Source organism: Cronobacter sp. HA18003, from assembly GCF_011605905.1.
GTDB classification, from domain to species: Bacteria; Pseudomonadota; Gammaproteobacteria; order Enterobacterales; family Enterobacteriaceae; genus Cronobacter; species Cronobacter sakazakii.
Map to the genome: position 1 here is coordinate 18,387 of NZ_JAANQO010000026.1, position 25,468 is coordinate 43,854.

At 59.0% G+C, this 25,468-nt stretch carries 22 protein-coding genes and 1 pseudogene; 19 read left to right on the top strand and 4 right to left on the bottom strand.

Going from position 1 to position 25,468, the window contains the following annotated elements:
- The first annotated feature begins 18 nt into the window (after positions 1–18).
- The 10 genes from rseA (at position 19) to acpS (ending at position 8,764) form a co-directional block, all read left to right on the top strand.
- Positions 19–669 (top strand): anti-sigma-E factor RseA, encoded by a 651-nt coding sequence (gene rseA / locus G6041_RS18630; RefSeq protein WP_004387374.1) that lies wholly within the window; start codon positions 19–21, stop codon positions 667–669.
- Positions 669–1,622, top strand: a complete 954-nt coding sequence (gene rseB, locus G6041_RS18635; protein WP_004387375.1) for a sigma-E factor regulatory protein RseB — start codon at positions 669–671, stop codon at positions 1,620–1,622. Before rseA ends, rseB begins: the two co-directional genes overlap by 1 nt.
- The gene (gene rseC / locus G6041_RS18640; RefSeq protein ID WP_007897214.1) at positions 1,619–2,098 is read left to right on the top strand and encodes a SoxR-reducing system protein RseC; all 480 of its coding nucleotides are present in this window, start codon (positions 1,619–1,621) and stop codon (positions 2,096–2,098) included. Before rseB ends, rseC begins: the two co-directional genes overlap by 4 nt.
- Positions 2,099–2,297: 199 nt before the next feature.
- Positions 2,298–4,097 (top strand): translation elongation factor 4, encoded by a 1,800-nt coding sequence (gene lepA, locus G6041_RS18645; protein ID WP_004387377.1) that lies wholly within the window; start codon positions 2,298–2,300, stop codon positions 4,095–4,097.
- 14 nt (positions 4,098–4,111) lie between these two features.
- Positions 4,112–5,077 (top strand): signal peptidase I, encoded by a 966-nt coding sequence (gene lepB, locus G6041_RS18650; RefSeq protein ID WP_004387378.1) that lies wholly within the window; start codon positions 4,112–4,114, stop codon positions 5,075–5,077.
- A 171-nt stretch (positions 5,078–5,248) separates the two neighbouring features.
- The gene (gene rnc, locus G6041_RS18655) at positions 5,249–5,929 is read left to right on the top strand and encodes a ribonuclease III (RefSeq protein ID WP_004387379.1); all 681 of its coding nucleotides are present in this window, start codon (positions 5,249–5,251) and stop codon (positions 5,927–5,929) included.
- Positions 5,926–6,831 carry a GTPase Era gene (gene era, locus G6041_RS18660; protein ID WP_004387381.1) on the top strand — a complete coding sequence of 302 codons (906 nt, stop codon included), beginning with the start codon at positions 5,926–5,928 and terminating at the stop codon, positions 6,829–6,831. The genes rnc and era overlap by 4 nt, the downstream gene beginning before the upstream one ends.
- 9 nt (positions 6,832–6,840) lie before the next feature.
- Positions 6,841–7,578, top strand: coding sequence for a DNA repair protein RecO (gene recO / locus G6041_RS18665; protein WP_004387382.1), 738 nt, complete (start codon positions 6,841–6,843; stop codon positions 7,576–7,578).
- Positions 7,579–7,652: 74 nt separating this feature from the next.
- Positions 7,653–8,384: a pyridoxine 5'-phosphate synthase gene (gene pdxJ, locus G6041_RS18670; protein ID WP_007700675.1), complete on the top strand. Its 732-nt coding sequence runs from the start codon at positions 7,653–7,655 to the stop codon at positions 8,382–8,384.
- Positions 8,384–8,764, top strand: coding sequence for a holo-ACP synthase (gene acpS, locus G6041_RS18675; protein ID WP_004387384.1), 381 nt, complete (start codon positions 8,384–8,386; stop codon positions 8,762–8,764). The genes pdxJ and acpS overlap by 1 nt, the downstream gene beginning before the upstream one ends.
- Here the strand turns inward: acpS and G6041_RS18680 are convergent.
- Both G6041_RS18680 and G6041_RS18685 read right to left on the bottom strand, forming a co-directional pair.
- Positions 8,761–9,021 carry a YfhL family 4Fe-4S dicluster ferredoxin gene (locus G6041_RS18680; protein WP_004387385.1) on the bottom strand — a complete coding sequence of 87 codons (261 nt, stop codon included), beginning with the start codon at positions 9,019–9,021 and terminating at the stop codon, positions 8,761–8,763. The two genes, acpS and G6041_RS18680, sit on opposite strands and share 4 nt — an antisense overlap.
- A 56-nt stretch (positions 9,022–9,077) precedes the next feature.
- On the bottom strand, positions 9,078–9,926 hold the full coding sequence (locus G6041_RS18685) for a MurR/RpiR family transcriptional regulator (protein WP_004387386.1): 849 nt from the start codon (positions 9,924–9,926) through the stop codon (positions 9,078–9,080).
- 121 nt (positions 9,927–10,047) lie between these two features.
- Here G6041_RS18685 and murQ point away from each other — a divergent pair, with 121 nt between their 5' ends.
- The 4 genes and pseudogenes from murQ to tadA form a co-directional block, all read left to right on the top strand.
- Positions 10,048–10,941 carry an N-acetylmuramic acid 6-phosphate etherase gene (gene murQ / locus G6041_RS18690; protein ID WP_012124021.1) on the top strand — a complete coding sequence of 298 codons (894 nt, stop codon included), beginning with the start codon at positions 10,048–10,050 and terminating at the stop codon, positions 10,939–10,941.
- A 13-nt stretch (positions 10,942–10,954) separates the two neighbouring features.
- Positions 10,955–12,322, top strand: coding sequence for a PTS transporter subunit EIIC (locus tag G6041_RS18695; protein WP_012124022.1), 1,368 nt, complete (start codon positions 10,955–10,957; stop codon positions 12,320–12,322).
- Positions 12,323–12,325: 3 nt separating this feature from the next.
- Positions 12,326–12,961, top strand: a complete 636-nt coding sequence (yfhb, locus tag G6041_RS18700; protein WP_012124023.1) for a phosphatidylglycerophosphatase C — start codon at positions 12,326–12,328, stop codon at positions 12,959–12,961.
- 98 nt (positions 12,962–13,059) lie between these two features.
- Positions 13,060–13,461 (top strand): annotated as a pseudogene (gene tadA, locus G6041_RS18705) (tRNA adenosine(34) deaminase TadA); the annotation flags it as partial.
- On the opposite strand, the gene mltF reads toward tadA, so the two are convergent.
- Positions 13,421–14,980, bottom strand: a complete 1,560-nt coding sequence (gene mltF / locus G6041_RS18710) for a membrane-bound lytic murein transglycosylase MltF (protein ID WP_012124025.1) — start codon at positions 14,978–14,980, stop codon at positions 13,421–13,423. The pseudogene tadA and the gene mltF overlap by 41 nt on opposite strands.
- 267 nt (positions 14,981–15,247) lie before the next feature.
- Between mltF and purL the strand changes: the two genes are divergently transcribed.
- The 5 genes from purL to glnB all read left to right on the top strand — a co-directional run bounded on the left by purL (position 15,248) and on the right by glnB (position 23,691).
- Positions 15,248–19,138 carry a phosphoribosylformylglycinamidine synthase gene (gene purL / locus G6041_RS18715; protein WP_012124026.1) on the top strand — a complete coding sequence of 1,297 codons (3,891 nt, stop codon included), beginning with the start codon at positions 15,248–15,250 and terminating at the stop codon, positions 19,136–19,138.
- A 575-nt stretch (positions 19,139–19,713) separates the two neighbouring features.
- On the top strand, positions 19,714–21,150 hold the full coding sequence (locus G6041_RS18720) for a sensor histidine kinase (RefSeq protein WP_041460408.1): 1,437 nt from the start codon (positions 19,714–19,716) through the stop codon (positions 21,148–21,150).
- Entirely contained in the window at positions 21,147–21,920 is a 774-nt protein-coding gene (gene qseG, locus G6041_RS18725; RefSeq protein WP_041460409.1) for a two-component system QseEF-associated lipoprotein QseG, read from the top strand. Before G6041_RS18720 ends, qseG begins: the two co-directional genes overlap by 4 nt.
- Entirely contained in the window at positions 21,917–23,254 is a 1,338-nt protein-coding gene (gene glrR, locus G6041_RS18730; protein WP_007851747.1) for a two-component system response regulator GlrR, read from the top strand. The genes qseG and glrR overlap by 4 nt, the downstream gene beginning before the upstream one ends.
- Positions 23,255–23,352: 98 nt before the next feature.
- Entirely contained in the window at positions 23,353–23,691 is a 339-nt protein-coding gene (glnB, locus tag G6041_RS18735; protein WP_002438074.1) for a nitrogen regulatory protein P-II, read from the top strand.
- Positions 23,692–23,971: 280 nt separating this feature from the next.
- Here glnB and hmpA read toward each other — a convergent pair whose 3' ends face one another.
- Positions 23,972–25,162: an NO-inducible flavohemoprotein gene (hmpA, locus tag G6041_RS18740; protein ID WP_012124029.1), complete on the bottom strand. Its 1,191-nt coding sequence runs from the start codon at positions 25,160–25,162 to the stop codon at positions 23,972–23,974.
- Between the last annotated feature and the right edge of the window lie 306 nt (positions 25,163–25,468).

Below are 25,468 nucleotides of genomic sequence, written 5' to 3' on the forward strand. Positions count from 1 at the left end.
CTGGAAAAGGTATTAAGCATGCAGAAAGAAAAACTTTCCGCTTTAATGGATGGGGAAGCACTGGACAGCGAATTGTTGAGCGCGGTCGAAAATGACAAAGCGTTACAGCAAACCTGGGAAAGCTATCACCTCATTCGCGATACCCTGCGCGGCGATACCGGCGAAACGCTTCATTTTGATATCTCCGCACGTGTCATGGCGGCGATCGAAAATGAGCCCGCCCGACAGGCTGCGCCGCTCATCCCTGAATCACAGCCTGCGCCACAGCAGTGGAGCAAAATGCCGTTCTGGCAGAAAGTGCGGCCCTGGGCGAGTCAGCTCACGCAAGTCGGTATGGCCGCATGCGTATCGCTGGCGGTGATTGTCGGCGTTCAGCACTATAATGCGCAGCCTGATGCGAGCGCACAGCCGGAAGCGCCGGTGTTCAATACGCTGCCGATGATGGGTAAAGCCAGCCCGGTCAGCCTTGGCGTGCCGACAGCGGATAACAACGCCGCAGGCGGTCAGCCGCAGGTGCAGGAACAGCGTCGTCGCATCAACGCGATGTTGCAGGATTACGAACTGCAACGCCGCCTGCATGCCGAGCAGCTCCAGCTGGAGCAGTCGCAGACGCAGCAGGCCGCCTTACAAGTGCCTGGTAACCAGACTTTAGGAACTCAATCGCAGTAATGAAGCAACTTTGGTGCGCCGTCTCTCTTTTGACGGGCAGCCTGTTCGTTTCCTTCAACGCCTCGGCAGATGCATCGTCCGAGGCGTTGTTGCAGCAAATGAACCTGGCGAGCCAGTCACTCAACTACGAGCTCTCATTTGTCAGCATCAACAAGCAGGGTGTGGAATCTTTACGCTACCGCCACGCCAGGCTCGACAATAAGCCCCTCGCGCAGTTATTGCAGCTGGACGGCCCGCGTCGCGAAGTCGTGCAGCGTGGTTCGGAAATCAGCTATTTCGAGCCAGGGCTTGAGCCGTTTACCCTGAACGGCGATTTTATCGTCGATTCACTGCCGTCGCTGGTTTACACCGATTTCCGCCGCCTTGCGCCGTATTACGATTTTATCTCTGTCGGGCGCACCCGCATTGCCGACCGGCTTTGCGAAGTGATCCGCGTGGTGGCGCGCGATGGCACCCGTTATGGTTATATCGCATGGGTAGACAGCGAAACGCGCCTGCCAATGCGTGTCGATTTGCTGGATCGCGATGGCGAAACGCTGGAGCAGTTCCGCGTCGTCTCTTTTACGGTTAACGATAAGCCCGGCACGATGATGCAGAATCTGGCGAAGGCCTCGCTGCCGCCGCTGCTCTCGGTACCGTCGGGCGATAATGCTAAATTTGGCTGGTCAGCGTCGTGGCTGCCGCAGGGCTTTACTGAAATCTCCAGCAGCCGCCGGCCGCTGCCGGGTATCGATTCGCCGGTGGAGTCGCGGCTCTATTCTGACGGGCTCTTTAGCTTCTCGATTAACGTCAGCCGCGCCAGCGCTAACAGCAGCGAACAGATGCTGCGCACTGGCAGACGCACCGTCAGCACCGAAGTGCGCAATAATGCTGAAATCACAGTAGTAGGCGAGCTGCCGCCGCCGACGGCGAAGCGCATCGCGAGTAGCATTACCTTCAGGGCATCTCAATGATTAAAGAGTGGGCCACGGTCGTGTCGTGGCAAGACGGCGAAGCCGTACTCAGTTGCGACGTTAAAGCCTCCTGCAGCAGCTGCGCGTCTCGCGCCGGTTGCGGCACGCGCGTGCTGAACAAGCTGGGGCCGCAGAATACGCACTATATCAACGTACCGAGCGAGCAGCCGCTGGTAGCCGGACAGAAAGTGGAGCTGGGCATCGCCGAAGGCAGTCTGCTGGGCTCCGCGATGCTGGTCTATCTCTCTCCGCTGGTGGGGCTGTTTGTCATGGCCGGTGTTTTCCAGGCGCTCTTTGGCTCTGACCTTGCCGCGATGTGCGGCGCGGCGCTGGGCGGCGTGGGCGGTTTTCTGCTGGCGCGCGGTTTGTCGCCGAAATTCGCCTCCCGTGAAAGCTGGCAGCCGGTCATTCTCAGCGTCGGGCTTCCGCCCGATGCGTTGCGCGTTGAAACCACCCCTTCCTCTGACAGCCGGTAATCGCCGGCTGTTGGTTTTACGCCTCCTTTCCCTGTGATTTTCATTCGCCGTCTATGCTTACCTGAGACGCAGTTTCCCCGCTTTCTGGTTGTAGTGTAGAATGCAGCGTTTCAGGCATAAGACAGCCAGAGACATCATGCTCAGTACCGCGCGTTGCGCCGAGCCTCTCAGGATTTATAAGGCATAAAAATCTCGCTATATGAAGAACATACGCAACTTTTCGATCATCGCTCACATCGACCACGGTAAATCGACGCTGTCTGACCGTATTATTCAAATTTGCGGCGGCCTTTCCGATCGCGAAATGGAAGCGCAGGTGCTGGATTCCATGGATCTGGAGCGCGAGCGCGGCATTACCATTAAAGCCCAGAGCGTGACGCTGGACTACAAAGCCTCTGACGGCGAAACCTACCAGCTTAACTTTATCGACACCCCCGGCCACGTTGACTTCTCCTATGAAGTTTCCCGCTCTCTCGCCGCGTGCGAAGGCGCGCTGCTGGTGGTTGACGCAGGCCAGGGCGTGGAAGCGCAAACGCTCGCCAACTGCTATACCGCGATCGAAATGGATCTCGAAGTGGTGCCGGTACTGAACAAAATTGACCTGCCTGCCGCCGATCCTGAGCGCGTGGCAGAAGAGATCGAAGATATCGTCGGCATCGACGCTACCGACGCGGTGCGCTGCTCCGCGAAAACCGGCGTGGGCGTGCAGGATGTGCTGGAACGTCTGGTGCGCGACATTCCGCCGCCGGAAGGCGATCCGGATGCCCCGTTACAGGCGCTGATTATCGACTCCTGGTTCGATAACTATCTCGGCGTCGTGTCACTTATTCGCGTGAAAAACGGCACCCTGCGCAAGGGCGACAAAGTGAAAGTCATGAGCACCGGCCAGACGTACAACGCTGACCGTCTCGGTATTTTCACGCCGAAGCAAATCGACCGCACCGAGCTGAAATGCGGCGAGGTGGGCTGGCTGGTGTGCGCGATTAAAGACATTCTCGGCGCGCCGGTGGGCGATACCCTGACGCTCGCCCGTAACCCGGCGGAAAAAGCGCTGCCTGGCTTTAAGAAAGTGAAGCCGCAGGTTTACGCGGGCCTCTTCCCGGTCAGCTCTGACGATTACGAGTCCTTCCGTGACGCGCTTGGCAAACTGAGCCTGAACGACGCCTCGCTGTTCTACGAGCCGGAAAGCTCTACGGCGCTGGGCTTCGGCTTCCGCTGCGGCTTCCTCGGCCTGCTGCACATGGAAATCATCCAGGAGCGTCTGGAGCGCGAATACGATCTCGACCTCATCACCACGGCACCAACCGTTGTGTATGAAGTGCAGATGACCAATAACGAAGTGGTCTATGTCGACAGCCCGTCCAAGCTGCCGCCGCTGAACAACATTCAGGAGCTGCGCGAGCCTATCGCCGAGTGTCACATGCTGCTGCCGCAGGAATATCTTGGCAACGTCATCACGCTGTGCGTTGAAAAACGCGGCGTGCAGACCAACATGGTGTATCACGGCAACCAGGTTGCGCTGACCTATGAAATTCCGATGGCGGAAGTGGTGCTCGATTTCTTCGATCGCCTGAAGTCCACCTCGCGCGGTTACGCGTCGCTGGATTACAACTTCAAACGCTTCCAGGCCTCAAACATGGTGCGTGTCGACGTGCTGATCAACGGCGAGCGTGTCGATGCGCTGGCGCTGATCACCCACAACGACAACGCGCCGTACCGCGGTCGCGAGCTGGTGGAGAAGATGAAAGATCTGATCCCGCGCCAGCAGTTCGATATCGCCATTCAGGCGGCCATCGGCAACCACATTATTGCCCGCTCCACAGTGAAACAGCTGCGTAAAAACGTGCTGGCAAAATGCTACGGCGGCGACGTCAGCCGTAAGAAAAAGCTGTTGCAGAAACAGAAAGAGGGTAAAAAACGCATGAAGCAGGTCGGTAACGTCGAGCTGCCGCAGGAAGCGTTCCTCGCCATTCTGCACGTTGGGAAAGACGGTAAATAACCTAAGGAGTTGGCATGGCGAATATGTTTGCCCTGATCCTGGTCATCGCAACGCTGGTGACGGGCATCTTGTGGTGCGTGGATAAATTTATCTTCGCGCCGAAGCGTCGCGAGCGTGCGGCGCTTGCCGCCGCGGATGCGCAGGACGCGGGCGCGTCGAAGAAAGCAGGCCCGAAACCGGGCTGGCTGGAAACCGGCGCGTCGATATTTCCGGTTCTGGCGGTGGTTCTGGTGGTGCGCTCGTTTATTTATGAGCCGTTCCAGATCCCGTCTGGCTCCATGATGCCGACGCTGCTTATCGGCGATTTTATCCTCGTGGAGAAATTCGCCTACGGCATCAAAGATCCGATTTACCAGAAAACACTTATCGAAACTGGCCATCCGAAGCGCGGCGACATCGCCGTGTTTAAATATCCGGGCGATCCGCGCCTTGACTACATCAAGCGCGTGGTTGGTCTGCCGGGCGATAAAGTCAGCTACGATCCAGTCGCGAAAGAGGTGACCGTCCAGCCGAACTGCAGTTCAGGCCAGGCGTGCGCGAACGCGCTGCCTATCACCTATTCGAACGTCGAGCCGAGCGATTTCGTGCAGACCTTTGGCCGTCAGAACGGCGGCGAGGCGAGCAGCGGTTTCTTCCAGGTACCGAAAAACGAAAGCAAAGACGGCGGCATCCGCCTGACCGAGCGTAAGGAAACCTTAGGCGACGTCACGCACCGTATTCTGACAGTGCCTATCGCGCAGGATCAGGTCGGTATTTACTACCGTCAGCAGGGCCAGCAGACCGGCACCTGGATTGTCCCGCCGGGCCACTACTTCATGATGGGCGACAACCGCGATAACAGCGCCGACAGCCGTTACTGGGGCTTCGTCCCGGAGGCGAATCTGGTGGGTAAAGCGACCGCTATCTGGATGAGTTTCGAGAAGCAGGAAGGTGAATGGCCGACAGGCGTGCGCCTGAATCGAATCGGCGGCATTCATTAACGAATTAAATCTGTTGGAACTAACGACATCCCCTGTCGTTGTGTATAGAATATTCCCCCGACGATTTCCGGCTGGCTCCCGCAAGGGAGCCACGGCACACGAAACAGCTTTGAACCCCATCAGCCCTGTTCCGTGTGCTGAATTTTTGACGCATTCATTAATTGGTATCGCATGAACCCCATCGTAATTAATCGGCTTCAGCGAAAGCTGGGCTACACTTTTCATCATCAGGATCTGTTGCAGCAGGCATTAACGCATCGCAGTGCCAGCAGCAAACATAATGAGCGTCTGGAGTTTCTGGGTGACTCCATTTTAAGTTTCGTGATTGCGAACGCGCTGTATCACCGTTTTCCGCGTGTCGACGAAGGCGACATGAGCCGTATGCGCGCAACGCTTGTGCGCGGCAATACGCTCGCCGAAATCGCACGTGAATTTGAGCTGGGCGAGTGCCTGCGTCTTGGGCCGGGCGAGCTGAAAAGCGGCGGTTTTCGTCGCGAATCGATTCTTGCCGATACCGTTGAAGCCTTAATTGGCGGCGTGTTCCTCGACAGCGATATCCAGACCGTTGAGCGCTTAATTCTCACCTGGTATCAAACGCGTCTGGATGAAATTAGTCCGGGCGATAAACAAAAAGATCCGAAAACGCGTCTGCAGGAATATCTGCAGGGGCGCCATCTGCCGCTGCCGTCTTACCTGGTGGTGCAGGTGCGTGGGGAAGCTCACGATCAGGAATTTACTATCCACTGCCAGGTAAGTGGCCTGAGCGAACCGGTGGTCGGCACGGGTTCCAGCCGCCGCAAAGCGGAGCAGGCAGCCGCTGAGCAGGCGCTGAAAAAACTGGAGCTGGAATGAGCGAAACCAAAACGTACTGCGGATTTATCGCCATCGTTGGCCGCCCGAACGTCGGGAAATCAACGCTGCTGAACAAACTGCTCGGGCAGAAAATATCAATTACTTCCCGTAAGGCGCAAACCACGCGCCACCGTATCGTAGGCATTCACACCGAAGGCGAGTATCAGGCGATTTACGTCGATACCCCCGGCCTGCATATGGAAGAGAAACGCGCCATTAACCGCCTGATGAACAAGGCGGCCAGCAGCTCTATCGGCGACGTTGAGCTGGTGATTTTCGTGGTCGAAGGCACCCGCTGGACGCCGGACGACGAAATGGTGCTGAACAAACTGCGCGAAGGCAAAGCGCCGGTCATTCTGGCTATCAACAAAGTCGACAACGTGCAGGACAAAGCGGAGCTGCTGCCGCATTTACAGTTCCTGGGAAGCCAGATGAATTTCCTCGATATCGTGCCGATCTCCGCGGAAACCGGTATGAATGTGGATACTATCGCGGCGATTGTGCGCAAGCATCTGCCAGAGGCGATTCACCACTTCCCGGAAGATTACATCACCGACCGCTCGCAGCGCTTTATGGCCTCTGAAATCATCCGTGAAAAACTGATGCGTTTCCTGGGCGCTGAGCTGCCGTATTCGGTGACGGTCGAAATCGAGCGTTTCGTGACCAACGAGCGCGGCGGTTACGACATCAACGGGCTGATCCTCGTTGAGCGCGAAGGGCAGAAGAAAATGGTGATTGGCAATAAAGGCGCCAAAATCAAAACCATCGGTATCGAAGCGCGTAAGGACATGCAGGACATGTTCGAAGCGCCGGTGCATCTGGAGCTGTGGGTCAAAGTGAAATCGGGCTGGGCCGACGATGAGCGCGCCCTGCGCAGTCTCGGTTACGTCGACGATCTCTAAGGCCGCCTGATGGAAGGCTGGCAGCGTGCCTTTGTGCTCCACGCGCGTCCGTGGAGCGAAACCAGCCTGATTATCGATCTGTTCAGCGAAGAATCCGGCCGCGTGCGCGTGGTCGCCAAAGGCGCGCGTCGCAAACGTTCTAATCTCAAAGGCGCGCTGCAGCCGTTTACCCCGCTGCTGGTGCGCTGGAGCGGGCGCGGCGACGTCAAAAACCTCACCAGCGCCGAAGCCGTTTCGCTCGCGCTTCCGCTTTCCGGCATCACGCTTTACAGCGGCCTGTACGTTAACGAACTGGTCGCGCGCGTACTGGAGCCGGAAACCCGCTTTTCCGAACTTTTCTTTGATTATCTGCACTGCATTCAGGCGCTGGCTGGCGCGAGTGGCTCACCGGAGCCTGCGCTGCGTCGCTTTGAGCTCGCGCTGCTCGGGCATCTCGGCTACGGCGTCGATTTTCTGCACTGCGCGGGCACCGGTGATGAAGTCGATGACGCCATGACGTACCGTTACCGCGAAGAGAAGGGCTTTATCGCAAGCCTGGTTATCGACAACACCTCCTTTACCGGCCGCCAGCTCAAAGCGCTCGCCACCCGCGAATTCCCCGATGTTGACACCCTGCGCGCCGCCAAGCGTTTCACGCGTATGGCGCTCAAACCGTATCTTGGCGGCAAACCGTTAAAGAGCCGCGAGCTGTTTCGCCAGTTTGTGCCTAAAAAACGTCCGCTTCCGCCGGAAGGCGAAACCGCCTGACCGCGCAACCATAGCCAGCCTTTCCCGACCAGGTGTAAACTGCCTGCACTTTTTGTCGATTTACGAGGATTGTCATGGCTGAATTGCTGTTAGGGGTTAACATCGACCACATCGCCACGCTGCGTAACGCCCGCGGCACGGCTTATCCGGACCCGGTACAGGCGGCGTTCATCGCCGAACAGGCAGGTGCGGATGGCATCACCGTTCACCTGCGCGAAGATCGCCGTCATATCACCGATCGCGATGTGCGTATCCTGCGCCAGACACTCCACACCCGTATGAACCTCGAGATGGCCGTCACCGAAGAGATGCTGACCATCGCCTGCGAGACAAAACCGCATTTCTGCTGCCTGGTGCCGGAGAAGCGTCAGGAAGTGACGACCGAAGGCGGGCTCGATGTCGCAGGCCAGCTCGATAAAATGCGCGACGCCTGCCAGCGTCTGGCGGCGGCGGGCATTCTGGTGTCGCTGTTTATCGACGCCGATAACGCGCAGATTGACGCCGCGGTGGCCGTCGGCGCGCCGTACATTGAAATCCACACCGGCTGCTATGCGGATGCCGAAGACGACGCCACCCGCGCGCGCGAACTTGAGCGTATCGCGAAAGCCGCTACCTACGCCGCGAGCAAGGGCCTCAAAGTGAACGCCGGACACGGGCTGACGTATCACAACGTCCAGGCGATTGCCGCGCTGCCGGAAATGCATGAGCTGAATATCGGTCACGCGATTATCGGACGCGCCGTGATGAGCGGCCTGAAAGAGGCGGTGTCTGAGATGAAACGCCTGATGCTGGAAGCGCGTCGCTAATGGCGATTCTGGGGCTCGGTACCGATATCGTGGAGATTGACCGCATCGAGGCGGTCATCTCCCGCTCAGGCGACCGGCTGGCGAAGCGTGTCCTGAGCGCGAACGAATGGGCGCAGTATCAGGCGCACCAGCAGCCGGTGCGCTTTCTGGCGAAGCGCTTCGCGGTGAAAGAGGCGGCGGCGAAAGCCTTCGGCACCGGCATCCGCAACGGGCTGGCGTTTAATCAGTTTGAAGTGTTTAACGACGAGCTGGGAAAACCGAAGCTGCGGCTGTGGGATGAGGCTGAACGGCTGGCGGCGCGGATGGGCGTGACATCAGTGCACGTCACGCTTGCTGACGAGCGGCACTACGCCTGCGCCACGGTAATTATCGAAAGCTAGATCTTATCGGCATGATGGAGCAGCACGAATTTATCCCACAGCTGCTCTTCATTCTCTGCATGCGCCGGATCCTTAATAATCGTGTTGGGGATCGGGCACACTTTCTGACAGGTGGGCGTTTCGTAATGCCCCACGCATTCTGTGCAACGACTGGTGTCAATCTGGTAGATGTTGTCTCCCATTGAGATAGCCTCGTTCGGGCACTCCGGCTCGCACATGTCACAGTTGATACATTTTTTAGTGATTAGCAGCGCCATCAGGAAAATCTCAGAAACAACACAAACAGGGCGGGCATTATACGCCCATTTGTTACTCAGACCAGTTTTTTTACCAGCGCCTCGCTGTGACGAATGCGCTCCGGGGCTTTCTCCAGATCCTGCTGCACCAGCGCCATAAACAGCAGATCCGCGAGCATCATCTGGGCGGAAGTGGAGGAGATTGCCGCGCTGCGCGTCGCCTGCTCTTCGGCGATCGTATAGAGACACTGGGTCGCGCGCTGTTGCAGCGCGTTCGGCGTAAAACCGGTGATGGCGAGAATGCGTGCGCCCACGCGCAGCGCTTCGTCGGCGGCGAGATTGATTTCGCGCCGCTCGCCGGAGTAAGAAAGCGCCACCAGCAAATCTTCCGGCTCCATCGCCTGCACGGTGGCCAGCAGCGCGTGCATATCCTGTTCGGCGACGGCGTTAAGGCCAATTTTCATCAGCTTCCAGGAGAAATTTTTCGCGACCAGCCCCGACGCGCCGATGCCGGTCAGCACGATGCGCCGCGCGTTGCGCAGCAGCCCGACGCTCGCCAGCAGTTTCTCTTCCGGGTTGATATCCAGCGACGCATGCATCGCCGCGACATTCTCTTTAATGAGCTTTTCACCGACCAGGCGCAGCGGATCGTCGCCCAGGATCTCGTTATGTACCGCCACCGAGTGAATGTTGCTCTGGCTCGCGAGCGCTTCGCTGATAGCGAGTTTCAGCGCCGGGAAGCCTTTATAACCGAGCTTCTGTGAAAACTTTACCACGCTCGACTGGCTGACGCCTGCTTCCGCCGCTAGCTGCTGCGAGCTTAAATGGCGAGCGTAGTCGGGGAACTGAAGCAAAAAGTCGGCAAGTTTTCGGTCGCTTTGCGCCAGCGTCGGGTATCGCTGGCGGATAAGGATCAGGGTATTCATCAACGCCTCCGGCTGGATTAAGTGTGATCGGCTTTTCAATGCCGGGAAATTTACTCGCCACTTTGAATTTTATATTCCATTATAGCGCCATCATTATGAATTAAAAATTCAGAGGTGCAATATGAATCTTGGCTCGCTGGTCTCAGAAACCCGCAATCCCGATACCCTGGATCTCGACGCGCTCCCGACGCTTGAGATGCTGAGGCGTTTTAACGAAGAAGACAAGCGTGTGGCGTACGCCGTCAGTGAAACGCTGCCGGAGGTCGCGAAAGCGGTGGACGCGGCGGCCGCGGCGCTCACCCGCGGCGGGCGGCTCATCTATATGGGGGCAGGCACCAGCGGGCGCCTTGGCGTGCTGGACGCCTCGGAATGCCCGCCGACGTTCGGCGTGCCGCATGGCGTGGTGGTCGGGCTTATCGCAGGCGGCCCCGGCGCGCTGCTGAAAGCCGTCGAAGGCGCGGAAGATAACGCGCAGCTTGGCGAAGACGATCTTAAAGCCATTGGGCTTAACGCGCGCGATATGGTGGTGGGGCTGGCGGCATCAGGCCGCACGCCGTATGTCATCGGCGGCCTGAAGTACGCCCGCGCGCTGGGCTGCGCGACGGCGGCCATCTCCTGTAACCCCGGCTCGCCGATAGCTGAAGCGGCGGAAATCGCCATTTCGCCCGTGGTCGGCCCGGAGGCGCTCACTGGCTCCACGCGCCTGAAATCCGGTACGGCGCAGAAGTTCGTCCTTAATATGATTTCCACCGGCGCGATGGTGAAGTGCGGCAAGGTCTACCAGAACCTGATGGTGGATATGAAAGCGACCAATGTCAAACTGGTGGATCGCGCCTGCCGGATGGTGATGGAAGCGACGGGTGTGACGCGTGAAGAGGCCGAAGCGGTGCTCACGCAGACCGAGTACGAGGTGAAGCCCGCCATTTTAATGGTGCTGACCGGGCTGGACGCGCAGGCCGCCCATGCGCGTCTCGCGGCGCATAACGGCTTTTTAAGAGCGGCGTTGCAGCCGTAAGGGGACGTAACGTATGGAAAAATCGGTGACGCTCGCCACGCAAATCCTCAACGGCGTGGGCGGTGAAGGCAACATTTTACGGCTGGAAAACTGCATGACGCGCGTGCGTCTGGAGCTGCGCGACGAGAGTCTGATGGATCTCCCGGCGCTGAAGGCGCTGCCAGGCATCAGCGGTTATGTGAAGCAGGGCGAACAGCATCAGCTGATTGCCGGCCCCGGACGCGCCGCGCAAATCGTCGATGCGATGCGCGCGCAGATGCAGGGCGCGATGTCCACCGAACCGGCGATTGATGACGCCGCACGTACGAAAGCCCAGGCGAAAGCGCGCTATAAAGCGCCGATGAGCGATGCGCTGCGCCAGCTCGCGAACGTGTTTATTCCGCTGATCCCGGCGTTTATTGCCTCGGGGCTGATTACCGGGATTATTAATATCCTCAAACGCCCGGATATCGTCGGCGGCTTCGCCACCAGTTATCCCAATCTGCTGGGGTTACTCGGCATTTTCGGCAGCGCCGTGTTTGCCATCATGAACATCCTGGTCGGCGTTAACGCCGCGCGGGTGTTCGGCGGCTCGGTGGCGATGGGCGGCGTCATGGCGGGTATTCTCTCCAGCCCGCAGCTGGCGCAGATTACGCTCTTCGGCGAGCAGTTACAGCCGGGACGCGGCGGCGTCATCGCCGTGCTGCTGGTGGTGATGCTGATGTGCTGGCTTGAGAAAAAGCTGCGTAATCTGCTGCCGGTCTCGGTGGAGCTTATCCTGAACCCGCTGCTGACAACGCTGATTACTGGCACCATCGCTATTGTGGCGCTGCAACCGCTCGGCGGCTGGATCTCGGAAACCATCGCGCATGGCGCGTCGCTCGCTATTGATAAAGGCGGGTTGCTGGTGGGCGCGGTGCTGGCGGGCACGTTTTTACCGCTGGTGCTGACGGGCCTGCATCAGGGGCTGGTGCCCATTCACGTCGAGCTGGTTCAGGCGCACGGCTATAACGCGCTCTTTCCCATCCTCGCGATGGCGGGCGTGGGGCAGATTGGCGCGTCGCTGGCGGTGCTGCTGAAAACCCGTAACGCCCGGCTGAAAAAGGTGATTAAAGGCGCGCTGCCGGTCGGTCTGCTCGGTATCGGCGAGCCGCTGATTTTCGGCGTGACGCTGCCGCTCGGCAAGCCGTTTATCGGCGCGTGTCTTGGCGGGGCGGCAGGCGGCGCGATTATCAGCTACTTTAAAGTGGCGACGGTCATCACTTTTGGCATCTCCGGGCTACCGCTGGCGCTTACCATCGTGACCGGAAAAGTGATGCTCTATCTGTTAGGCTATCTGGTAGCGGTGATCGCCGGTTTTCTGTTTACGTGGTTCCTGGGCTTTAACGATCCAGAGGAGTAAGGTTTGGCCAATAACGAGCGTCGGGTGGTGTTTTTCGATCTGGATGGCACATTGCATCAACAGGATATGTTCGGCACTTTTATGCGCTATCTGCTGCGGCGTCAGCCGCTTAACCTGCTGCTGGTTATTCCTCTGCTGCCCGTTATCCTGGGCGGGCTGTTAATCAAAGGGCGCGCCGCCCGCTGGCCGATGAGCCTCTTGCTCTGGGGCTGTACCTTCGGCCACAGCGAGGCGCGTCTGAAAATGCTTGAGAAAGCTTTCGCCGACTGGTTTCGCACCCATGTCGTCACCTTTCCGGTGGTGCATGAGCGCCTGACCGGTTACCTCACCAGCACCGACGCCGACGTCTGGCTCATCACCGGCTCCCCGCAGACGCTGGTGGAACAGGTCTATTACGATACCCCGTGGCTGCCGCGCGTGAATGTCATCGCCAGCCAAATGGAGCGGCGCTTTGGTGGCTGGGTACTGACGCTGCGCTGCCTCGGCCATGAAAAAGTAGCGCAGCTGGAGCGCCAGATTGGCACGCCGCTGCGTCTTTACAGTGGCTACAGCGACAGCAAGCAAGATAACCCGCTGCTTTACTTTTGCCAGCACCGCTGGCGCGTCACCCCGCAGGGGCAGCTCCAGCAGCTCGAATAAGGCGCGTTTCGCAACCCATAAACGGTGTGTATAATGCCGCCCGCCTTATACTCCCGGAGAAGCTTGTGTCACAGACTGAACTCACCCACGAATACTGGATGCGCCACGCGCTGACGCTCGCGCAGCGCGCCTGGGACGAGGGAGAAGTGCCGGTAGGCGCGGTGCTGGTACACAACAATCAGGTTATCGGCGAAGGCTGGAACCGCCCGATTGGCCGCCACGACCCGACCGCACACGCCGAGATCATGGCGCTGCGCCAGGGCGGGCTGGTGCTGCAAAATTATCGTCTGCTGGATACCACGCTGTATGTCACGCTTGAGCCGTGCGTCATGTGCGCAGGCGCGATGGTGCATGGGCGTATCGGCACGCTGGTGTTCGGCGCGCGTGATGCCAAAACCGGCGCGGTCGGGTCGCTGATGGACATCACCGGGCATCCCGGCATGAACCATCAGGTGCAGGTTATCGAGGGGATACTGGCGACAGAGTGTTCGGCAATGCTGAGTGCGTTTTTCCGCCAGCGCCGGCTTGAGAAAAAGGCCCTAAAGGAAGCGACGAAAAGGGCGACGGGAACAGACCCTGCGGCGTAATATTCGTCGGGTAACTCTGCACAAGCTTAGGCTGCGCTGCCGCGGCGGCCTGCTTTTCCTTCTCCAGCAGATAACCGACCAGGCTTATCTGATATTTACGGATATTTTCCACATAGGCGTAAGCCTCATGCCCGCGCGCGTAGCCATAGGTGAGCTTGCTGTAATAGGGGCGCTGGCTTAACAGCGGCAGCCGCTGTTTTACATCAGACCAGCTATCCGGGTTGCCTTTTTGTTTTGCCGTCAGCGCGCGGGCGTCCAGCATATGCGCGTAGCCCATGTTATACGCCGCCAGCGCAAACCAGATCCGCTCCTCTTCCGGAACGCTTTCCGGCACTTTGCTCATCATATCTTTCAGATAGCGCGCGCCGCCGCTGATGCTCTGCTCGGCATCAAGACGATCGGTCAGCCCCAGGCTTTGCGCCGTATTGCGCGTCAGCATCATCAGACCGCGTACGCCGGTGGGCGAGGTGGCCTGGCTGTCCCAGTGGGATTCCTGATACGAGATAGCCGCCAGCAGTCGCCAGTCGATATCCGTCGCGTATTTCTCAAAGAGCGGCTGCAGCTCCGGCAGCACGCTGTCTACGGCGCGCAGGAAACTGCGGGTATCCACGTAATCGAAATCATTGCCGTGGCCCAGATACTTCTCTTCCAGGCGCGCCAGCGTACCGTCTTCGTTAATCTGATTGAAGAAATCGAGCAGCGCGGCCGAGAGCGAGTTATCGCTGCTGCGGCGGCTGAACCATGTCACCGGCTGCTCATCGCTGAGATCGAGCGCGACCGCAAGCTGCGGATGAACGCGCTGGAACAGGCTGATGGCGACCGAATCGGCGATGGTGTAATCCAGCGTGCCCTGCGCCACCTGCAGCATCAGCTCATTACTGCTGAGTTTCGGGTCGACGCGCCAGGTTAAATCCGGGTATTTGCTTGCTTTGAGTTGTTCCAACTCGCTTTGCGCCACGTGGCCCGGCGCAATGGTCAGTTGCCCCTCTTTAATACTGGCGAGGCTTCGCGGACGCAGGCTGCCGACGCGGTAAACCATCTGCTGCGAGACGGAATAATAGATAGGGCCAGCCTGATAGTGCTGGCTGCGCGCTTCGTTATAGACCAGGCCTGCGGCGAGAAGATCGGCGTCGTTATTGTCGAGATCGTCAAAGAGCTGACTGATGTTCTGGCGCACGGTGATTTTAAGCTTCACGCCCAGATAGTCGGCGAAGGCCTGGCTTAGCTCGTAATCAAGCCCGGACATCGTGTCACCAGCGCGGTACATGGTCAGCGGCGTGGCGATGGTACTGACGCGCAAAACCCCCCGCGCCTGAATCGCGGCGATACGGTTATCGGCTTTGCCGGACCAGGGAATGGCCGGCCACAAGGCCACTGCCAGCAGCAGGGTAACGACGCCGATGAGCAGATAATTAAGCTTTAATTTTTTCAATTAGTTAATTCTCTGCGTTGCCTCGGGGCTCAGCGAACAATCGTTAGTAAACCGTTTCGTTTGAATGGCATGGAGCGGCATTTTGCGTAACAAAGCGCCACTTGGCAACTAATTAGAGGAATCGGCCACACCAAACGTTAACGCGACGGCGGGATTTTATTTCTACGCAAACGGTTTCGTCAGCGCGCCGGATTCTCTATAATGACGCCCGTTTTCCCCCTTGCGCCCACTGAGGTGCCCTCCGGCGCTTCGAAGACGAGAGACTAGATGATGGAAATTCTGCGTGGTTCGCCCGCTCTGTCGGCATTTCGTATTAACAAACTGCTGGCTCGTTTCAAAGACGCTCACCTCCCGGTGAAAACCCTTTATGCCGAGTATGTCCATTTTGCTGACCTCGCCGCACCGCTGAATGCCGAAGAGCACGCGCGCCTTGAGCGCCTGCTGAAATATGGTCCGAGTCTTACAGGCCACGCGCCGTCGGGCCGTCTGCTGCTGGTGACGCCGCGCCCTGGCACTATCTCTCCCTGGTCCTCTAAAGCGACAGACATCGCCCATAACTGCGGGCTCGCCCAGGTCAAACGCCTGGAGCGCGGCGTGGCGTATTACCTCGATGTGGATCCCACCGCGGGCGACGACGCCTGGCGCCAGATTGCGGCAGAGCTGCATGACCGCATGATGGAGAGCGTGTTCGGCGCGCTGGAAGACGCCGCGCAGCTGTTCGCGCACCACGACCCCGCGCCGGTACAGAGCGTGGATCTGCTGGGGCAGGGCCGTCAGGCGCTGGCAGACGCCAACGTGCGTCTGGGGCTGGCGCTGGCAGAAGATGAAATCGACTACCTGCATGACGCATTCACCCGCCTGGGGCGCAACCCGAACGACATCGAACTCTACATGTTCGCGCAGGCCAACTCTGAGCACTGCCGTCACAAAATTTTTAACGCCGACTGGGTTATCGACGGCGAAAAACAGCCGAAGTCGCTGTTTAAAATGATTAAAAACACTTTCGAGAAGACCCCGAATTTCGTGCTCTCCGCGTATAAAGATAACGCGGCGGTTATGGAAGGCTCTTCCGTGGGCCGTTTCTACGCCGATCATGAAGCGGGCCGCTACGCGTTCCATCAGGAACCGGCGCATATTCTGATGAAAGTGGAAACGCACAACCACCCGACCGCCATTTCACCGTGGCCGGGTGCCGCGACAGGCTCTGGCGGTGAAATTCGTGACGAAGGCGCGACGGGCCGCGGTGCGAAGCCGAAAGCGGGCCTGGTCGGTTTTTCTGTTTCTAACCTGCGCATTCCTGGCTTTGAGCAGCCGTGGGAAGAAGATTTCGGCAAGCCGGATCGTATCGTTACCGCGCTCGATATCATGACCGAAGGCCCGCTTGGCGGCGCGGCGTTCAACAACGAATTTGGTCGTCCGGCGCTGAACGGCTATTTCCGTACCTATGAAGAGAAAGTGGCCAGCCACAACGGCGAAGAGCTGCGCGGCTACCATAAACCGATCATGCTGGCAGGCGGCATTGGCAACATCCGCGCCGACCATGTGCAGAAGGGCGAAATTCCGCCAGGCGCTAAGCTGATTGTACTCGGCGGCCCGGCGATGAATATCGGTCTTGGCGGCGGCGCGGCGTCCTCTATGGCGTCCGGCCAGTCCGACGCCGATCTCGATTTCGCCTCAGTACAGCGCGACAACCCGGAAATGGAGCGCCGATGCCAGGAAGTGATCGACCGCTGCTGGCAGCTTGGCGAGGCCAACCCGATCCTCTTTATTCATGACGTTGGCGCGGGCGGCCTTTCGAACGCCATGCCGGAGCTGGTAAGCGACGGCGGACGCGGCGGGCGTTTTGAACTGCGCGACATTTTAAGCGACGAGCCGGGCATGAGCCCGCTGGAAGTCTGGTGTAACGAATCCCAGGAGCGTTACGTGCTGGCCGTGGCGCCCGAACAGCTGGCGCTGTTTGATGAGCTGTGCCGCCGCGAGCGCGCGCCATACGCCGTCATTGGCGAGGCGACCGAAGCGCAGCACCTGACGCTTAACGACAGCCACTTCGACAACCAGCCGGTGGATATGCCGCTTGACGTTCTGCTCGGCAAAACACCGAAGATGACCCGCGACGTTACGCGCTTACAGGCCGAGGGCCAGCCGTTTGACCGTACGGGCATTACGCTTGCCGACGCGGTGAAGCGTGTGCTGCATCTGCCGACAGTCGCGGAGAAAACCTTCCTGGTGACCATTGGTGACCGCACTGTGACCGGCATGGTAGTGCGCGATCAGATGGTCGGCCCGTGGCAGGTGCCGGTGGCGAACTGCGCGGTCACGACCGCAAGCCTCGACAGCTACTACGGCGAAGCGATGGCGATGGGCGAGCGCGCGCCGGTGGCGCTGCTGGACTTCGCCGCCTCCGCCCGTCTGGCGGTAGGTGAAGCGCTCACTAACATTGCGGCGACCCAAATCGGCGATATCAAACGCCTGAAACTTTCCGCCAACTGGATGGCGGCGGCGGGGCACCCTGGCGAAGACGCCGGTCTCTATGCTGCCGTCAAAGCCGTGGGCGAGGAGCTCTGCCCGCAGCTCGGCCTGACCATTCCGGTCGGTAAAGATTCGATGTCGATGAAAACCCGCTGGCAGCAGGATGGCGAACAGCGCGAGATGACCTCGCCGCTGTCGCTGGTGATCTCCGCTTTCGCCCGCGTGGAAGATGTGCGCCGCACCGTAACGCCGGAACTCACTACCGAAGATAACGCCCTGCTGTTAATCGATCTCGGCAACGGCCAGAACGCGCTGGGCGCGACGGCGCTGGCGCAGGTTTATCGTCAGCTCGGCGACAAGCCTGCCGACGTGCGCGACGCCGGTCAGCTGAAATGCTTCTACGACGCCATCCAGGCGCTGGTGGCGCAGCGTAAACTGCTGGCCTACCACGACCGCTCCGACGGCGGCCTGCTGGTGACGCTCGCGGAGATGGCGTTTGCCGGTCACTGCGGCATTGAAGCGGATATCGCCGCCCTCGGCGACGACGCCCTGGCGGCGCTGTTTAATGAAGAGCTGGGCGCGGTGATTCAGATTGCCGCCGCCGAGCGCGAGCAGGTAGAGCGCGTACTGAAAGATCACGGTCTTGGCGAATGCACGCACTATCTCGGCAAGGCGGTCGCGGGCGATCGCTTCACGCTGACGGCGGGCGACAAGGTGGTGTACAGCGAAAGCCGCACCCAGCTTCGCATGTGGTGGGCGGAAACCACCTGGCAGATGCAGCGCCTGCGCGATAACCCGGAATGCGCGGATCAGGAACATCAGGCGAAAGCCAACGACAGCGATCCGGGCCTTAACGTGAAGCTGACGTTCGATATCAAAGAAGATATCGCCGCACCGTTTATCGCCACCGGCGCGCGCCCGAAAGTCGCGGTACTTCGCGAACAGGGCGTGAACTCCCATGTGGAGATGGCGGCCGCGTTCCACCGCGCGGGCTTTGACGCCATCGACGTGCATATGAGCGATCTGCTCGCCGGTCGTCGTGGCCTCGGCGATTTTCACACCCTCGTCGCCTGCGGCGGCTTCTCTTACGGCGACGTGCTGGGCGCGGGCGAGGGCTGGGCGAAGTCTATTCTGTTCAACGACCGCGTGCGTGACGAGTTCACCGAATTCTTCCACCGTCCGCAGACGCTGGCGCTCGGCGTCTGTAACGGCTGCCAGATGATGTCCAACCTGCGCGAGCTGATCCCCGGCAGCGAACTGTGGCCGCGCTTTGTGCGTAACCAGTCCGACCGCTTTGAAGCGCGCTTCAGCCTGGTGGAAGTGACGGCCAGCCCGTCGCTGCTGCTGGACGGCATGACCGGCTCCCATATGCCGATTGCGGTTTCCCACGGCGAAGGCCGCGTGGAAGTCCGCGACGACGCGCATCTGGCGGCGCTTGAGAGCAAAGGGCTGGTGGCGCTGCGCTATATCGATAACTTCGGCGCGGTAACGGAAACCTATCCGGCGAACCCGAACGGTTCACCGAACGGCATTACCGCCGTGACCAGCGAAAGCGGGCGCGTCACTATCATGATGCCGCATCCGGAGCGCGTCTTCCGTACCGTGGCGAACTCCTGGCATCCGGCGAACTGGGGCGAGGACAGCCCGTGGATGCGCATTTTCCGCAACGCGCGTAAGCAGCTCGGTTAATCCTGCTCGTTTTATCCTGATAAAGGCCTCGCAAGAGGCCTTTTTTCTTTTAATCGCTTTTTTTTTGAGTGCGAATCCGGCAGGTGTCGGTAAATTGCGACAGCGGTATGATCGCGGTGTCGCTGATTTGCGACATTTAAATGATTGATTTATATAGTGCCTAAAAAGCATCGGGGGAAGTGTTGGGATTTAGCGACACTCTGGCGAAAAATAACGCAAAACTTTGAAGCGTCTCATATAATTAAAACTATTACATAACAGCAACTTATGATTTATGTAGTAAACCTGGCACGGTTACTGCATAATAACACGCAGTGGCTCATTCACCTTCTTATGTCAGCCCCATTGCGAGCGCTACATAAACTTCGAATGACGCACTTAAAGGTGCCTGCCGTCCAACTGCTGATCATAGCGCTGCTATTTCAGAACCCGGGCGACACGTTGAGTAAGGCACCGCCTGATTCCATCACAAAGGCAGGGTTAATCCCCTGCCTTTGTTGTTTTTTGCGTTTGGCTTTGCTCCGGCGCGGCTGTCGGTTAGCATCAGGCTTTTGCAATCACTTCGGAATAACGCCGTGAAACGCTGGCCTGCTTTTCCCCGCTCGCTTCGCCAACTAGTCATGATGGCTTTCTTACTGGTGATGGTGCCGTTGCTGTTTCTCGCCTGGCAGGCCTGGCAGAGCCTGAATACGTTAAGCGCCCAGGCGGCGCAGTCGAACACGCTTACCCAGATGGATGCCCGGCGCAGCGAGGCGATGACCAATATCGCGCTCGAAATGGAGCGCAGCTACCGGCAGTACTGCGTGCTGGATGACGTGACGCTGGCGAAAGTCTATGAAAGCCAGCGTCAGCGCTATTCCCGAATGCTGGAGGCGCAGGCGAGCGTGCTGCCTGACGCGAGACTCTATAAAGCCCTGCGCCAGAGCCTGGTGGATCTGGCGCAACTGGAGTGTCATAACAGCGGCCCGAAGCCGGATGCCGCCACACGTCTGGAAGCCTTCGCGGATACCAACACCCGGCTGGTGCAGGCTACCCGCGCGGTGATTTACGCCCGCGGTCAACAGCTTCAGCAGGAAATCGCCTCGCGCGGGCGACTGTTCGGCTGGCAGGCGCTGGCGCTGTTTCTGGCAAGCCTCGCGCTGGTGCTGCTCTTCACGCGGATGATTATCGGCCCGGTAAAAGGCATCGAGCGAATGATCAACCGGCTGGGCGAGGGGAAATCGCTCGGCACTGCCATGATGTTTAAAGGCCCGCGCGAGCTGCGATCGGTAGGCCAGCGTATTATCTGGCTCAGCGAGCGTCTCGCCTGGCTTGAATCGCAGCGTCATCAATTCTTGCGCCATATCTCCCATGAATTAAAAACCCCTCTTGCCAGTATGCGCGAGGGCACCGAACTGCTCGCCGATCAGGTCGTCGGGCCGCTGACCGCGGAGCAGCGCGAGGTGGTGGAAATTCTCGATACCAGCAGCCGCAACCTGCAAACGCTGATAGAGCAACTCCTTGATTACAACCGTAAACTGGCGGGCGGCGCGGTGGAGCTTGAAAAAGTGGAGCTGGCGCCGCTGGTGGAGATTGTCATCGCCTCACACAGTCTGCCAGCGCGGGCTAAAATGATGCATACCGAGGTGTCGCTTGCCGATGCGCCTTGCCTCGCGGAGCCGATGCTGCTGATGAGCGTGCTGGATAATCTCTACTCCAATGCGGTGCACTACGGGCGTGAATCCGGTACCATTTATCTGCGAAGCCGCCGCCTTGCCAGTACGTTATGTATTGAGGTGGCGAATACCGGCACGCCCATTCCTGAGGCGGAACGGCAAATGATTTTCGAGCCCTTTTATCAGGGAAGCCATCAACGTAAAGGGGCGGTGAAAGGCAGCGGCCTGGGCCTGAGCATTGCACAGGACTGCATCCGACGTATGCACGGCGAACTGCGTCTGGTTGAAGATGACACCGCCGACGTCTGTTTTCGTATCGAATTACCGCTCTTTGACCCGGAACGATTAAAAAAATGAATTCACGTCTGGTAAGCGCATGGCGCAGCCTGCGCTCGCGCGGCACACGGTTTTTCTCTCTTCGCACGCGGGCCTGTTCCGTGCTGTTGCCATGCCTTCTGGCAGGCTGCGTGCAAAGCCCGGTTTCCAGCCATATCAAACAAACGCACGACCCAAAACTGCCGGAACAGCAACTGGCGGATTTTCTCTTTACCGACTGTTCCGGCATCTGGCAGCTCTCCGGCACCAGTGTCGAAAATAACCCGCTGTTCTGGCTGCGCGGCATGGACTGCGCGGAACGCCTTTCGCCCGCCGAGGCGCGCGCGCAGGCGCGTCGTTTCCCGGACGACACCTGGCAGCATGCCTTCCGACGCGGCATTTTGCTGGCTAACGCCCGCATAACACCTGCCGAACGCCGCAGCTATCTCACCACGCTCAGCGCCACCTCCGGCGCGATACCGGCGCATGTGCGTCCGTTGTATGAAACCTGGCGCGACGGCCAGGCGGCGCAGCTTGCGCTTTCGGAAGAGCGTGGCCGCTACAGCAAGCTTCAGGAAAGCACCGACAGCGAACTGGATGCCCTGCGCGAGCAGCAGCGGCACCTGCGCACTGAGCTTGAGCTCACCACCCGCAAGCTGGAAAACCTGACCGATATTGAACGCCAGCTCTCCACGCGGAAAAGCGCGGGCGGCTATATTCAGGACAACAGCCACAGCCCGGATGCCGAGAAAGAGGGCGCCGCGCCGGCTGATAAGGACACCGCACCCGCGCAGGAGGAGACCAAACCATGACGCAGCATAAACCCGCGCGCCTGTTGCTGGTGGATGACGATCCGGGCCTGCTGAAACTGCTGGGCCTGCGGCTCACCAGCGAAGGATTTACCGTCGAGACCGCTGAAAGCGGCCATGAAGGGCTGCGCATTTTGGCGCGTGAGAAGATCGATCTGGTGATTAGCGATCTGCGGATGGATGAAATGGACGGCATGCAGCTTTTCGCCGAGATCCAGAAGCTCCAGCCGGGCATGCCGGTGATCATTCTGACCGCGCATGGCTCGATCCCTGATGCGGTGGCGGCAACCCAGCAGGGTGTCTTCAGTTTTCTCACTAAACCGGTGGATAAAGACGCGCTGTATAAAGCTATCGATGATGCGCTGGCGCATGCCGCGCCCGCAGGCGACGAACAGTGGCGCGAGACGATTGTCACCCGCAGCCCCGTGATGCTGCGGCTGCTTGAGCAGGCGCACATGGTGGCGCAGTCGGATGTCAGCGTGCTGATTAACGGCCAGAGCGGCACCGGCAAAGAAATTCTGGCGCAGGCCATCCATAACGCCAGCCCGCGCGCCAAAAACGCGTTTATCGCCATTAACTGCGGCGCGCTGCCGGAACAGCTGCTGGAATCTGAGCTGTTCGGCCATGCGCGCGGCGCGTTTACCGGCGCGGTCAGCAGCCGTGAAGGGCTTTTTCAGGCGGCTGAAGGCGGCACGCTGTTTCTCGATGAAATCGGCGATATGCCGGTACCGTTGCAGGTAAAACTGCTGCGTGTCCTGCAGGAGCGCAAAGTACGCCCGCTCGGCAGCAACCGCGATATCGATATCAACGTGCGGATTATCTCCGCCACCCACCGCGATCTGCCGAAGGCGATGGCGCGCGGCGAGTTCCGCGAAGATCTCTTTTATCGCCTGAACGTGGTGAATTTAAAGATCCCGGCGTTGCAGGAGCGCGCGGAAGATATTCCGCTGCTGGCGAACCATCTGCTGCGTCAGGCGGCGGATCGCCATAAGCCGTTCGTGCGCAGTTTCTCTACCGATGCGATGAAGCGTCTGATGGCGGCGAGCTGGCCGGGCAACGTGCGCCAGCTGGTGAACGTGATTGAGCAGTGCGTGGCGCTGACCTCCGCGCCGGTCATTAGCGAGGCGCTGGTGGAGCAGGCGCTGGAGGGCGAGAACACCGTGCTGCCGACGTTTGTCGAGGCGCGCAATCAGTTTGAGCTCAACTATCTGCGCAAGCTGTTGCAAATCACCAAAGGCAATGTGACGCACGCCGCGCGGATGGCGGGGCGTAACCGTACCGAATTCTATAAACTGCTGGCTCGCCACGAGCTTGAGGCGAATGATTTTAAAGAGTAGTTTTTGGTGCCCAAACCGCTGCAAGGTATGGTAATTTGAGCAACCGATTTCGCGAACTGAATCGCCGTGCAGGCGCTGGCAGGAATTAAGGATCCACCATGAAAAAGATTGATGCGATTATTAAACCCTTCAAACTCGATGATGTACGTGAAGCGCTGGCGGAAGTCGGGATCACCGGCATGACGGTGACCGAGGTGAAAGGGTTTGGTCGTCAAAAAGGCCATACCGAGCTGTATCGCGGCGCAGAGTATATGGTGGATTTCCTGCCGAAAGTGAAAATCGAGATCGTGGTGACCGACGATATCGTCGATACCTGCGTGGATACGATTATCCGTACCGCCCAGACCGGTAAAATCGGCGACGGCAAGATTTTCGTTTTCGACGTGGCGCGCGTGGTGCGTATCCGCACCGGCGAGGAAGACGACGCCGCGATTTAAGCGGGCGCGATGGACAAAAAAAGCAGGCCAGTGGGCCTGCTTTTTTTATGCCCGACGCTCATGGGGCGCGCAGGTAAATGGTGGGTGCGCTGCGCTTACCCACCCTACGGGAGGCTGGGGTTCGCGGTGGTGGGTGCGCTGCGCTTACCCACCCTACGGGAGGTTGGGGTTGGACGTGGTGGGTGCGCTGCGCTGACCCACCCTACAGAATACGGTGTGATTTCGTAGGGCGGGTAAGCGAAGCGCACCCGCCGAACCGCCCCAAAAAAACGCCAGGCGCTTACAACACCTTATGCGGGCCGAAACATTCGTAATGAATGTTCTCTTTATTCACACCCATGCTCACTAACTGCTCCGCGGCGAACTGCATAAATTTCACCGGGCCGCAGACATAAAACTGCATACCGGGCGTGGTCACTTGCGCCTTGCGATCGTGAAGCGCCATCAACCCTTCACTGTTATAACGGCCCGCGCTGCGATCGGCATCGGTCGGTACGCGATACCAGACGTGGCTGGTAAAGCGGGGCAGTTTCGCGCCGAGCTGCGCCACTTCTTCAATAAACGCATGCACATCGCCGCTTTCCGCCGCGTGATACCAGTTCACCTGCGCCGGATGCTGCGCGCTTGCCAGCGTATCGAGCATCGCCAGCATCGGCGTCTGACCCACACCCGCCGAGATAAGCGTCACCGGCGTCTGCGGCTCGACATCCATAAAGAAATCGCCCGCAGGCGCGGCAAGATTAATCACATCGCCCGGCTGCGCATGCTGATGCAGCCAGTTCGACACCTGGCCTTCGCCTTCGCGTTTCACCGCGATGCGGTAGCTTTTGCCGTTCGGCTTGCGGGTGAGCGAATACTGGCGAATCTCCTGATGCGCAAACCCCTGCGGCTTGATCCAGACGGCGGTGTACTGGCCGGGCAGGTAATCGGCGACCGGGCCGCCATCCACCGGCTCCAGCTCAAAGCTTGTGACAATGGCGCTCTGCGGCGTTTTATTCACGATGCGGAATTCACGCGTACCTTCCCAGCCGCCGGTTTTCTGCGCGTTACTCTGGTAAATTTCGGCTTCGCGGTTAATAAACACGCCCGCCAGCACGCCATACGCTTTGCCCCAGGCGTCCAGCACTTCCTGGCCTGGGCTGAACATCTCATCGAGCGTCGCCAGCAGGTGCTCGCCCACAATGTTGTACTGCGCCGGTTTGATATTAAAGCTGGTGTGCTTCTGGGCGATTTTCTCCACCGCCGGCAGCAGGGCCGCGAGGTTTTCGATATTGGTGGCGTAGGCGCAGATGGCGTTGAACAGCGCTTCACGCTGATCGCCATTGCGCTGGTTGCTCATGTTGAAAATCTCTTTCAGCTCCGGGTTGTGTGTAAACATCCGGTCATAAAAGTGCGCGGTGAGTTTCGGGCCAGTCTGCGCCAGCAGTGGGATGGTGGATTTCACGACGGCGATGGTTTGACTATCCAGCATGGTTGCTTCCTTCCGTTTTTCTATAAAATGTATTTTAAATGCATCTTATAAAAAATACCTGCACGCTGTAAATGGTTTTATCAAGCCTTGGGAAAACACCACGGCGTATGAAAAAACGACAGGTTGAAAATGAAAATAAGTCGCGTAAACGGCACGTTTGCTTAATCGTTCAAACCCTTGCGCCACGCCATGCCAAACGTTTGCGTAAAAACCTCTGTCAAGCCCTATCTTCACGCTGCCAATCGGTTTACACTGTTGGCCGTCGCCCAAAAGGGCCCCTAATTGCAGTACATTTTATTGTCAGCT